The sequence below is a fragment of the Sphaerotilus sulfidivorans genome (genome assembly GCF_013426975.1).
Lineage (GTDB): Bacteria > Pseudomonadota > Gammaproteobacteria > Burkholderiales > Burkholderiaceae_C > Sphaerotilus > Sphaerotilus sulfidivorans.
Map to the genome: position 1 here is coordinate 163435 of NZ_JACCPY010000001.1, position 12237 is coordinate 175671.

Consider the following 12237-nt stretch of genomic DNA (forward strand, 5'->3'; position numbering starts at 1 on the left):
TTCAGGCGGTCGGGTCGCGCTCCGAAGGGACTCCCGGGGCCGCGGTGCCGGTCGTCGCGAGAGAGGCGACGGACTGGCAGGGGCCGAGGTGCAGGCTCTTCTTACGCCGGTATTAACCGGGTCAAGTACAGCGGGTTCGGTCTTCGACCATCTCAGCACATCGGATCCGCAAGACCTCGTCCCGGTCCGGGATGAGGCTTTGCCGACCCGGGGCACCCCGGAGCGTGGGGCGCATTGTGGTGACATGCCCTCCAGGCGTCAAGCCGGGGTCATGCAGCAACAGGTCCGTGTCACGATCGCGGTCCGCGCGCGGCCCGGCTCGCGCGTTGACCCACCTGAAGCCCCCTCGAAGAACGATCCCGCCGCCGCTGATGACTGTCGACGTCCCCGAGAACACCCGCCCGCACCGCCCTCACCGGCTGCTGCGTGCCGCCACGATCATGCTGGCCGGCCTGCTGCTGCTGTGGCTGCTGGCCTGGCTGGCGCTGCCGCCGCTGCTGAAGTCGCTGGTCGAGCGCCAGGCCAGCCAGGCGCTGGGGCGGACGGTCACGCTCGAGCGGGTCAGCATCCGTCCCTGGGCGATGGATCTGGCGATCGAGCGGCTGCGCATCGGCGCCGCGCCCGGCGCGCCATCGGCCGAGCCGCTGCTGGAAGTCGCACGGCTGCGGGCCGATCTCGACGCGGCCTCGCTGTGGCAGCTGGCGCCGGTGGTGGCGGCGCTGGAGATCGAGGCGCCGACACTGCGCCTGACCCGCACCGCCAAGGGCCGTTACGACATCGACGACCTGATCGCCCGGCTGGCCGCGCCATCGCCCGCGCCGCAGCCCGAGCACGGCCCGGCACGCTTCGCGCTGCACAACCTGCGCCTGAGCGGCGGCTCGGTGCATTTCGACGACCGGCCGACCGGCCGGATCCACCAGCTCGGCGAGCTGACGCTCACGCTGCCCTTCCTGTCGACGCTGCCCTCGCAGGTCGAGATCGAGGTGGCGCCGCGGCTGGCCTTCGTGCTGGATGGTGCGCGCTTCGACAGCCAGGCGCAGGGCCGGCCGTTTGCGCCGCACCGCCGCACGCAGGCGAGCTTCTCGCTGCCGCAGCTCGACCTGGCGCCGTGGCTGGGCCACTGGCCGGCGGCGCTGCCGGTGCGGCTACTGCGCGGGCGCATCGGCACCGAGCTGAAGCTCGACTTCGACGCCCCGGTCGGTGCGCCGCCGGTGGTGCGCCTGAGCGGCCGGGTGCAGGCGCAGGCGCTGGCCTTTGCCGACCGCGACGGCCGCGCGCTGCTGGGCTGGAACGACCTCGACATCGCGCTGCGCGACGTGCAGCCGCTGGCGCGGCGCCTGGCCTTCGGCGCGATCACGCTCGACGGGCTGACGCTCGACCTAGCACGCGACGCGCAGGGGCGGCTGAATCTTGCCAGGCTGGCGGTACCGGACAGTGCCGCGTCGCCGGCCTCCGCCGCGGCCACACCGGCCTGGCAGGTCAGCGTCGAGGCGCTGGCGCTGCACGACACCCGCATCGGCTGGCAGGACGCGACGACGCAGCCCGCCGCCCGCCTCGCGCTCGAGCGCCTGTCGCTCGAGACCGGCGCGCTGGCCTGGCCGATGCAGCAGCCCGCGCGGCTGAAGCTCGAGGCCGCGCTGGCCGCACCGGCGCGCGGCACGCTGGCGGTCGAGGGCCAGGCCGATCCGGGCGCGGCCGATCTGGCCCTGAAGATCGACGCGCTCGGGCTGGAGGCCTTCGCGCCCTATCTGCGCCCGGTGCTGAAACCGCGGCTCGACGGCCGGCTGGCGGCGCAGGCGCGGCTGCGCTGGCAGGCGGGCGACGCGCCGGCACTGAACATCGCGCTCGAACGCGGCGAGCTGACCGCGCTGAAGCTGAGCACGCCCGACGCCCCGGCCGCCACGCCGCCGCTGGCGACGCTGGAGCGCCTGGAGATCGAGGCGGGCCAGATCGACCTGAACGCCCGCCAGGCCGAGATCGGCCGGCTGCGGCTGCAGCAGCCGCGCACCCGGCTGGAGCGCGACGCGCAAGGGCGCCTGAATCTGGCCGACTGGCTGGCCGCGCCCCCGGCGGCATCCACGTCGGCGCCCCCGAAGGCGTCGGCCGCCGTCGAGCCGTCGACGCCGGGCTGGTCGCTGCGGCTCGGCACGCTGCAGATCGAGGACGGCCGCCTGGGCTGGCGCGACCTGCAGCCCGAGGACGATGTCGCGCTCGAGATCGAGCGGCTGCAGCTCGGCGTGCAGGACCTGCAGTGGCGCGGCGACCGGCTGGCCGCGCCGCTGCGCTGGCAGCTCGCCGCCGACCTGCGCGGCGAAGGCGGCACCCGCCGCGCCGGCCCGAGCGCGCCGGTGATCGACGCCCGCGGCCAGCTCGCGCTCGAGCCGCTGGCGGTGTCGGCCCGGCTGCATCTGCAGGCGCTGCCGCTGCACCTGCTCGCGCCCTACGCGCCGCCGATGCCCGGCGTCGAGCTGGTGCGCGCGCGGCTGGGCTGGGACGGCGAGCTGACGCTGCGCCAGCCCGCCGCCGGCCTGCAGCTCGCGCTGCGCGGCGACGGCCGGCTCGCCGACCTGCAGCTGCACACCCGGCAGCGCAGCGCCGGCGCAGGCAGCGGCAGCGGCAGCGGCGGCAGCACCGAAGGCGACGACGGCGCCGAGCTGCTGAGCTGGCAGACGCTCTCGCTGCAGGGCCTGGACGTGGCGCTGCAGCCGGGCGCGCGCCCGAAGGTGCGCCTGCGCGAGACCGCGCTCGACGGCCTGTTCGCGCGGCTGATGATCACGCCGGAGGGCCGCTTCAACCTGCGCGACGCCGGCGAGCGGCCGGTCGCCGTCACGTCCGCACCGGCGGCAGCATCCGCGGCGGCCTCGGCGGCGTCCGCGCCCGCCTCGAGCCCGGCGGCGGGCGCACCACCGGCCGAGCTGCCGGTCGACCTCGACATCGGCCCGACCCGGCTGAGCCGCGCGCGCATCGACTTCGAGGACCGCTTCATCCGCCCGAACTACAGCGCCGACCTCGACGACCTGCACGGCCAGCTCGGGGCCTGGCGCAGCGGCTCGCGCGAGATGGCAACGCTGACGCTGGCCGGCAAGGTCGCGCGCACTGGCGACCTGTCGGTGTCGGGGCGGCTGCAGCCGCTGGCCAGCCCGCCGGCGCTCGACATCCAGGCGCGCGCCAGCGACATCGAGCTGGCGCCGCTGTCACCCTATTCCGGCAAGTACGCGGGCTACGGCATCGAGCGCGGCAAGCTGTCGATGGACGTGGCCTACCGCATCGACGAGAGCGGCCGGCTCGACGCGAAGAACCGGCTGGTGCTCAACCAGCTCACCTTCGGCGAGGCGGTCGACAGCCCCGACGCGACGAAGCTGCCGGTGCGGCTGGCGGTGGCGCTGCTGAGCGACCGCCACGGCGTCATCGACCTGGACCTGCCGATCGGCGGCTCGCTGAACGATCCGCAGTTCAGCGTCTTCGGCCTGGTGCTCAAGGTCATCGGCAACGTGCTGAGCAAGGCGCTGACCGCGCCGTTCGCGCTGCTGTCGGGCGGCAGCGGCGAGGACCTGAGCCGGGTGGCTTTCCTGCCCGGACTGGCGCAGCCTCAACCGGATGCACCGGCGCTGCTTGACCGCGTCGCGCGCGCGCTGGCCGACCGGCCGGCCCTGACGGTGACGCTGGCCGGCGAGGCCGACCGCGAGGCCGAGCGCGCCGCCTGGCAGGCCGCGGCGCTCGAGCGCCGGCTGCAGGCGCTGCACCGGCGCGAGCTGGCCCGCGCCGGCGCGCGCGCCGATCTGGCCGACGAGACCGCCCGCGCGATGACCGACGCCGAGCGCCAGCGTCTGCTCGCGCTGCTGGTGACGCAGCGGCTCAAGGGCGGCGTGCCCGCCGGCAGCACCGCCACCGCCGCGCTGGCCGCGGCCGAGCCGGTCGACGACGAGGACTGGCGCGAGCTGGCCACCGCACGCGCCGAAGCGGTGCGCGACGCGCTGCGCGAGCGCGGCCTGGCCAACGAGCGGGTCTTCGTCGCCGCGCCGAAGCTGCTGGCGGGACAGGCCGGCTGGACGCCGCAGGTCGGCATGACGCTGTCGGCGCGCTGAGGGCACCGACAGCGGGCGGTCCGCTCAGCCGCGCAGGCGCCGCCCCAGGCCTTTCAGGAAAGCCACCGGCGCCAGCTTCGAGTGCAGGTTCCAGACCGACAGGCGCCGGGTCTGGAGGCAGTCGTCGTACCAGGACATCGCCGAGGCCGCTGCCCCGGCGGGCTCGCGCAGATTCACCAGCCGGCTCTCGGTCGCGGTGGTGGCGAAGCCGTGCTGCAGCGCCTCGAGCAGCAGCAGCAGGCTGGGCGTGTGCGCAGCGCGGGCCGGATCGAAGCAGGCGTGGCGCTCGATCCAGATGTGGCCGCTGCGCAGCCGCAGCAGACCGGCGACCTCGCCCTGCTCGACGCTGCCCAGCAGCCAGACCGCCGCGTCGCCGTCGGCCGCCAGGCGCGGCAGCCACTCGCGGTAGAAGGCGACCCGGCGCTCGTCGCTGCCGATCGTCACGCCGCCGCCCTGCTCGCGCAGCCCGGCCTCGAGCGCGAGATAGCGGTCGAAGGCGGCCAGGATGTCCTGCGGCGTGTCGGCCACCGCCACGCACAGCCCCGGCATGGCCGCGGCCAGCTGCTGGCGCGCCTGCAGCCGCTGCTCGCGCAGGGCCTCCGGTCGGCGAGACAGATGGGCCGGCCAGGTGCCGGTCAGCGGCTGGAAGGTCGAGATCACGTCATCGCCCAGCTCGGCCTGGAAGCCCGGACCCGGCTCGGCCAGCTCGCGCAGCGGCCAGCTGCCGGGGTCGAGCTCGCGCAGGTCCAGCACCTGCCAGTCGGCCCGGGTCGCCTGCAGATGGCGCCACAGCGCGGCCCAGACCGCATCGGCATCGTCCAGCGCGAGCACGCCCGGGCGGTCGCCCTCCAGGATGCCGATCTGGCGCAGCACCTTCAGCGTCATGCCGTAGTGGCGCTCGCTGGTGCGCAACAGCGGCAGCACGCCGATCAGGCGCTCGTCGTCGGCGCGAACCGTCAGCACATGCAGCTCGTCGCCGGCGCCGAGCAGGTGACGCGCGGCCAGCTGCACATGACGCCAGCGCACGAAGGGCCCGCCATGCACCGCCCGGCGCTCGAGCGCTTCCCAGTCGGTGCGCAGCGCGCTCAGGCCGTCGGCATCACGCACGACGCTGACGCTCGGTTCGATGGCAGGGGACAGCAGCGGAGCGGGGGCGGAGACGTTCATGGGGTCGGTGTCGATGTTCTGGAAAGGGAATGAATGTCGAGCAGTTGCTGCACCTGGTGCTGCAGGGCTTCCGGCGTGAGCCCGCGGGCGGGCATCGGCGCGGCCACCGCCACGCCGATGCGGCTGAACAGACCCCGGCGCAGCGGCCGGGCCAGCGCGCGGCCGCCCTCGATGCGAGAGAAGCTCGAGCCCCACAGGTCGAGCAGCGCCACCGGCACCACCGGCACCGGATCGCGCTCGATGATGCGGGCGATGCCGCCGCGGAAGGGCTGCAGCCGGCCGTCGCGGGTGATGCCGCCTTCGGGAAAGATGCCCAGCAGGTCACCATCGGCCAGCACCTTCGAGGCGGCCTCGAAGGCACGCTGGTAGACCACCGGATCCTCCTTCTGCGGCGCCACCGGAATCGCGCCGGCCAGCCGGAACAGCGCGCCCAGCACCGGGGTGGCGAAGATGCGGTGGTCCATCAGGAAGCGGATCGGCCGCGGACTGGCCGCGGCCAGCACCAGCGCGTCGACGAAGCTCACATGGTTGGCGGCGATGACCGCCGGCCCCTCGGTCGGAATGTGCCCGGCGCCGCTCACCCGCAGCCGGTAGACGACATGGGTCAGCAAGAAGGCGACGAAGCGCAGCAGGTACTCCGGCACCAGCAGGAAGATGTAGCCCGCCACCAGCGCATTGGCCAGGCCGGTGGCCAGGAAGACCTCCGCGATGCTGAAGCCCGCCGACAGCATCGCGCCGGCCAGCAGCGAGCTGGCGATCATGAAGAGTGCGTTGAGGATGTTGTTGGCGGCGATGATGCGCGCGCGGTGGCTCTTCGGGGCGCGCAGCTGGATCAGCGCGTACATCGGCACGCTGTAGAGCCCGGCCGACAGTGCCATCAGCGCCAGGTCGAGCATCACCCGCCAGTGCGCCGGCTGCGCCAGGAAGCCCGCCACACCCCAGGGCGCGGCCGGCGTGGCCAGACCGCTCGACGCGAAGTACAGGTCGACCGCGAACACCGTCATGCCGATCGCGCCCAGCGGCACCAGGCCGATCTCGACCTGGCGGCGCGACAGCACCTCGCACAGCAGCGAGCCCGCGCCGATGCCCACCGAGAACACCACCAGCAGCAGCGAGGCCACCCGCTCGTCGCCGTGCAGCACCTCCTTGGCGAAGGCCGGGAACTGGCTCAGGAAGACCGCTCCGAAGAACCACATCCACGAGATGCCCAGCAGCGAGCGGAACACCACGAGGTGGCCATGCGCGAGCTTCAGGTTGCGCCAGGTCTCGGTCAGCGGGTTCAGGTTGATGCGCAGGCCCGGATCGGTCGCCGGCGTCGCCGGCACCTGATGCGCGGTCAGCCGGCCCAGCAGCGCCAGCGCCACGCAGGCCACGGCCACCGCCGCCGGCCCCACCTGCGGCAGGCCGATCAGCAGGCCGCCGGCCACATTGCCCAGCAGGATGGCCACGAAGGTGCCCATCTCGACCATGCCGTTGCCGCCGGTGAGCTCGCGCTCGGACAGGTGCTGCGGCAGGTAGGCGAACTTGACCGGGCCGAACAGCGTCGAGTGCAGCCCCATCGCGAAGACGCAGGCCAGCAGCGTGGCCACCCGCACCTGGTCGTCGGTCTGCACGAAGGCCCAGCCGGCCAGCGCCATGATGCCGATCTCGAGCGACTTGACGAAGCGCATCAGCAGCGCCTTGTCGAGCTTGTCGGCGAGCTGCCCGGCGGTGGCCGAGAACAGCACGAAGGGCAGGATGAACAGCGCCCCGATCACCAGCCCGGCCAGCGACGGCGGCAGCCAGGCCAGCTGCAGCTGGTAGGTCACCAGCACGGTCAGGGCGAACTTGAACAGGTTGTCGTTGGCCGCCCCCAGGAACTGGGTCCAGAAGAAGGGCGCGAAGCGGCGCTGGCCGAGCAGCGCGAACTGGCTCGGCTCGGCGGCAGGCGTTGACGGGGTATCGATGGGCATCATCGCGGTCAGGCTTCAGGCGCACGGCGGGAACCGTGCCGATGATCGCGGCAATCCGGAGAATCCCGCGCGCGGAAAGAACGGTTTTGCCGGTTCAGTTTTTCCGGATCCGATCAGGATCCGGTGCGCAGACCCTCAGGGAATCGCCTGTGCCGGGCCGGCCAGTCTCGCACTCTGCAGGAAGGCGAACACCGAGTCCACGGTCACCGTGTCGATGCGGTCGGAGAAGCGGCGGGCGCCGGGATGATCGTCGAAGGCGATGTTGGCGGTGCCGACGCGGGCGCCCAGGCGCTGGCCGGCGCTGAGGTTCAGCGTGGTGGGCTGGTAGCCCTTGAACTGCAGCCAGGCCTGGGCACGGCTGCGGTCGCAGGCGCCGGGCTCCATCGCGCAGGCCAGCGTTTCCAGCGCCCACTGGTTGCTCTGCTGATAACGCTGCGCCCAGGGATAGGCCACCATGCTGTAGGGCTTGTGATGCAGCACGGCCGCCCGGGCATTGTCCTGCAGCATGGGCAGCAGCGCCTCCTGCACGGCCGGCGTCGGGACCATCAGGCCGGCCTCGAAGGCGTAGAGATCGTCGCTGAAGAACTCGGCCAGCCCCTGCCGGTAGAGCGCGGATTCGGCCGTGCCGCATTGATTGAGCTTGTGGACCACACGCCAGGCCTTGGCCGCATCGTCGCGGTAGACATAGCCGAGGTGCGAGTAGCGCAGACCGTAGCGGTCGAGGTTCTGGCCACGCCGGGCGATGACGACCAGTCTGGCGCCGCTGTCGTCCAGCCAGCGCGCCGTCTTCACGGCCAGATCGAGCGAGCGGCGGATCTGCTCGATGCCGGGCGGCTTCTCGGTGCAGTTCTGGCCGGCCTGCGCCGGCACCGCGGCCAGCCCGGCGGCCAGGGCCAGCGCCGCGGCGGCCACGGCACGGATCGCGGCGGTGCTCATCGCGTCATCCGTTCGTTGTGGATCAGCGAAAGGCCGATCTCGTTGGGCACGAAGCACAGCGCCTTGCCCGCCGCCGACAGGATCCAGCCGGCACTCAGCGCGGTCACCACCACGGCGGTGCCGGCGGTGACGGAGACGGCCTCGGCACCGGCTGCGCTCAGCGTCAACACCACACTGGCGCCGGTCGAGGCCTGGGTCAGCACCCAGACCGTGCCGGCAGCGGCGACCTGCACGCTGGCCACCGTCAGCGTGGCGCCGGCCGAGAGCAACGCCGCGGCCGGCGCCGCCGAGATCGCCAGCGGCACGCCCAGCGACAGGGCGGACAGGACGCTGGCTTCGGAGCCGTCCCGGTGGGCGTGGGTGGCCATGGGGGCCACGGCGAGGGCGGCGGCCAGCAGGAGGCCGAGGAGCTTGTTCGGGGTCTTCATGAGGTCACCTGGTGGGGTGGGTGCCCGCTTGCGCGGGCATGACGGAGAAGGGTTGCGGCGGGATCAGGCTTCGTCGCGGGCTTCGCGGCGGCCTTGCAGGCGGGCTTCGAGCACATCGGCCTCATGGGCATCGCGCAGCGTCTTGGCCAGCGTGAACACCGAGGAAATCAGGTAGAGCCAGCTCACCACCAGGTAGGCCTTCCACACCGGCTGCACCTCCATGCGCCACAGGCCCCAGCCCGTCAGCACCATGGCCAGGAAGAAGCCGCCCCAGACGACCCACTTCCAGCCCGGGGTGTCGCTGCGGCGCTTCTCGTTGTCGCGAATGAACTTCGACAGGCCGAAGGCCGAGGTCAGGCAGAACAGATAGCCCATGACCATGAAGGCGCGGTCCAGATCCTGGCCGGGCAGCCACGCCAGCCCGGTGGCGCACAGCATCGCCGCCAGACCGAAGGAGATCCAGACCTGGGCGCGCCAGGCGCGGGTGTCGCGGCGCACGACCGGCGCAGGCATCGAGACCGAGAACGGGGAAGAGGCATCGGAAGACATGACGTGCGACCTTTCGGCAGAGAGTTGCGGGGCACGGGACGGATGCTCCGTGCATCCCCTGCACGGTGCAACAAGGCGCCACGGAATATCGGATAACGCCCATAAAAGTATCATCAGAAGATACTTTTCAGACCTTGTCCCTTCTCCATGAGCACCACCGCCGACCTGATCCGCGTCCTCAAGGCCGAACTGAAGAGCGCCGGCATCACCTATGCCGCGCTGGCGGCGCAGCTCGGCATGGCCGAGTCCAGCGTCAAGCGCATGTTCGCGCAGGGCGACATGCCGCTGTCGCGCATCGACGCGATCTGCCGGGTGCTGCGCACCGACTTCGCCGAGCTCTCGCGCCGGCTCGCCGACGAGCAGCCCGCGCGCACGGAGCTGACGCAGGAGCAGGAGCGCGCGGTCGTGGCCGACCGGCGTCTGCTGCTGGCGGCGATCTGCTGCCTGAGCCAGTGGACCTTCGAGCAGATGCTGGCCAGCTACCGCTACGAGCCGGCCGAGCTGGTGGGCCTGCTGCTGCAGCTCGACCGGCTGGGCATCATCGAGCTGCGCGAGCACAACCGCTACCGGCTCAAGGTCAGCAAGACCTTCCGCTGGCGCCCGCACGGGCCGGTGATGCAGTTCTTCCGCGCCGAGGTGGTGCCGGACTATTTCCGCGGCGGCTTCGACGGCGAGGGCGAGCAGCTGATGCTGGTGCACGGCGAGATCAACCGCGCGCTGGCACCGGTCTTCAACGAGCGCCTGGCGCGCCTGGGCGCCGACTTCGCGCGCCAGCACCTGGCCGACCAGCGCCTGCCCGAAGACCAGAAGCAGCCCTTCACGATGGTGCTGGGCCTGCGCTCATGGCTGTTCGGGCCGTTCCGCGATCTGCGGCGGCCGTAAGGCCAGCGCGCCCCTGGGCAGGCCAGAATCGACCCTTTTCCTCTTGCATTGCCCCCACTCCTGCAGCGACGAGCACGACAAGCACAATGGCCAGCACGATCAAGGATGTCGCCCGCCTGGCGGGCGTGGGTGTCGGAACCGCCTCGCGGGTGATCTCGGGCAAGGGCCCGGTCGCGCCGGAGACGGCCGCACGGGTGCAGCAGGCCATCCAGACGCTGGGCTTCCGGCCCTCGAGCATCGCGCGTGCGCTGTCGCGCAAGAGCCTGGACATGCTGGGCGTGTACGTGCCGCAGTACCAGGGCCTGTTCCACGGCGCGGTGCTCGAGACGATCGGACGCGAGCTGCGCGATGTCGACCGCCACATGGTCACCGCCAGCGGCGGCGCCTGCGGCGACGCGCGGCTGCAGGCGCTCGACGGCATCGACTTCCTGCGCCAGCGCGAATGCGACGGTCTGCTGCTGATGAGCCACGCGCTGCACGACGACGACCTCCGCCAGCTGCATGCGCAGATGCCGCAGATCGCGGTGCTCAACCGCATCGTGCCCGGGCTGGAATCGGTGTGCTTCTCGAGCGACCACGCGCTCGGCGGCCGGCTGGCCGCGCAGTGCCTGCTCGAAGCCGGGCACCGCGAGGTCGCCATCATCAGCGGCCCGCACCACGCGCCCGACAACGAGGCGCGGCTGCACGGCTTTCTCGACACGCTCGGGGCGGCCGGCGTGCGGGTGCCCTCCGAGCACATCATCACCGGCGACTTCACGCCGGCCTCCGGGCGGGCGGCCGCCGAGGCGCTGCTGGCGCGCTGCGGCCCGGCGCCCCTGCCCTTCTCGGCGCTGTTCTGCGCCAACGACCCGATGGCCATCGCGGCGATCAGCGTGCTCGCGGCCGCCGGCCTGCGCGTGCCCGAGGACCTGTCGGTGATCGGCTACGACGACTGCGAGTTCGCCGCCCATGTCTGGCCGGCGCTCACCACGGTGCGCATCGACATCGGCGCGGTCGCCACGCAGGCCACGCGCGACCTGATCAACCGCTGCTACGGCCGCGACCGCCCGGTGATCCGCGATGTCGCGCCCGAACTGGTGCGGCGGCAGTCGGTGCGCCGGGTCGACGCGGCCTGAGGGGAAAGGCGTCGGGGCGTACAGTCCGGGAACCCCGTCACCCGGGCCCGCCGGCCCGCCCCGACCATGTCCACGCCCGACGCCGATCTGCCCGCACCGACCTTCCTGCCCCTCGGCTTCCCCTGGCCGACGCAGGACCCCTTCCTCTTCTGCGTCCACCACGACGACCGCTACCCCGCCGGCAACGGCCGCTTCGGCCCGGCGGCGTCGCTGGCCGGCCGCCAGATCGGCAGCGACTTCTCCTGCCGCGACGGCTGGAGCATGTACCACGGCCAGTCGGTCCCCGGCTTCCCAGCCCACCCGCACCGCGGCTTCGAGACGGTGACGCTGGTGCGCACCGGCCGCATCGACCATGCCGACTCGGCCGGCGCTGCGGCGCGCTACGGCGACGGCGACGTGCAGTGGCTGACCGCCGGGCGCGGCATCCAGCACAGCGAGATGTTCCCGCTGCTGCGCACCGACGCGCCCAACCCGCTCGACCTGTTCCAGATCTGGCTGAACCTGCCGGCGCGCAGCAAGTTCGCCGAGCCGCACTTCACGATGTTCTGGGCCGACACGATGCCCCGCCACGTCGAGACCGATGCCGAGGGCCGGCGCGCCAAGCTGCTGTGCGTGGCCGGCGCCCTGCCCGATCTGGCCGCCCCGCCCAGCCCGCCGCCCGACTCCTGGGCCAGCGTGGCCGAGGCCGACGTGGCGATCTGGACGCTCAGGCTCGACGCCGGCGCGCGGCTGACGCTGCCGGCCGCGCGGGGTGGCGCGGCGACGAAGCGCCGGCTCTATTTCTTCCTCGGCGACGGCCTGCGCATCGCAGACCAGCCGGTGCCGGGCCACTGCGCGATCGACCTCGCCGCCGAGCGGCCGGCCGAGATCGTCAACACCAGCACCACGCCGGCCGAGCTGCTGATGCTGCAGGGCCGCCCGATCGGCGAGCCGGTGGCGCAGTACGGCCCCTTCGTGATGAACACCCAGGCCGAGATCCGCCAGGCCTTCGCCGACTACCAGCGCACCGGCTTCGGCGGCTGGTCCTGGGACGACGCCGCGCCGGTGCACGGACCGGACGCCGCCCGCTTCGCCCGGCACCCGGACGGCCGCGTCGAGCGGCCGGAGTGACACGCTGCCCGTC

The 12237-nt window shown here is 72.8% G+C and carries 9 protein-coding genes; 4 read left to right on the plus strand and 5 right to left on the minus strand.

Features of this window, described 5'->3' with window-relative positions; translation table 11 throughout:
- Positions 1-371 precede the first annotated feature (371 nt).
- On the plus strand, positions 372-4085 hold the full coding sequence (locus tag HZU84_RS00715; RefSeq protein ID WP_180692732.1) for a DUF748 domain-containing protein: 3714 nt from the start codon (positions 372-374) through the stop codon (positions 4083-4085).
- Between the two features lie 24 nt (positions 4086-4109).
- On the opposite strand, the gene HZU84_RS00720 is transcribed toward HZU84_RS00715, so the two are convergent.
- The 5 genes from HZU84_RS00720 to HZU84_RS00740 all read right to left on the minus strand — a co-directional run bounded on the left by HZU84_RS00720 (position 4110) and on the right by HZU84_RS00740 (position 9117).
- Positions 4110-5252, minus strand: coding sequence for a GNAT family N-acetyltransferase (locus tag HZU84_RS00720; protein ID WP_149502857.1), 1143 nt, complete (start codon positions 5250-5252; stop codon positions 4110-4112).
- The gene (locus tag HZU84_RS00725; protein ID WP_149502856.1) at positions 5249-7207 is read right to left on the minus strand and encodes an MFS transporter; all 1959 of its coding nucleotides are present in this window, start codon (positions 7205-7207) and stop codon (positions 5249-5251) included. Before HZU84_RS00725 ends, HZU84_RS00720 begins: the two co-directional genes overlap by 4 nt.
- A gap of 132 nt (positions 7208-7339) precedes the next feature.
- Positions 7340-8140, minus strand: a complete 801-nt coding sequence (locus tag HZU84_RS00730) for a DUF2145 domain-containing protein (RefSeq protein WP_149502855.1) — start codon at positions 8138-8140, stop codon at positions 7340-7342.
- A complete protein-coding gene (locus HZU84_RS00735; protein ID WP_149502854.1) occupies positions 8137-8568 on the minus strand; it encodes a hypothetical protein in 432 nt (143 codons plus the stop codon). The genes HZU84_RS00730 and HZU84_RS00735 overlap by 4 nt, the downstream gene beginning before the upstream one ends.
- Before the next feature lie 63 nt (positions 8569-8631).
- A complete protein-coding gene (locus HZU84_RS00740) occupies positions 8632-9117 on the minus strand; it encodes a YiaA/YiaB family inner membrane protein (protein ID WP_244954427.1) in 486 nt (161 codons plus the stop codon).
- 147 nt (positions 9118-9264) lie between these two features.
- On the opposite strand from HZU84_RS00740, the gene HZU84_RS00745 reads away from it, so the two are divergent.
- The 3 genes from HZU84_RS00745 to HZU84_RS00755 all read left to right on the plus strand — a co-directional run bounded on the left by HZU84_RS00745 (position 9265) and on the right by HZU84_RS00755 (position 12224).
- Positions 9265-9999 (plus strand): helix-turn-helix domain-containing protein, encoded by a 735-nt coding sequence (locus HZU84_RS00745; protein ID WP_149502853.1) that lies wholly within the window; start codon positions 9265-9267, stop codon positions 9997-9999.
- Between the two features lie 86 nt (positions 10000-10085).
- On the plus strand, positions 10086-11114 hold the full coding sequence (locus HZU84_RS00750; protein WP_149502852.1) for a LacI family DNA-binding transcriptional regulator: 1029 nt from the start codon (positions 10086-10088) through the stop codon (positions 11112-11114).
- 66 nt (positions 11115-11180) lie between these two features.
- Positions 11181-12224: a pirin family protein gene (locus HZU84_RS00755; RefSeq protein WP_149502851.1), complete on the plus strand. Its 1044-nt coding sequence runs from the start codon at positions 11181-11183 to the stop codon at positions 12222-12224.
- The last annotated feature ends 13 nt before the right edge of the window (positions 12225-12237 follow it).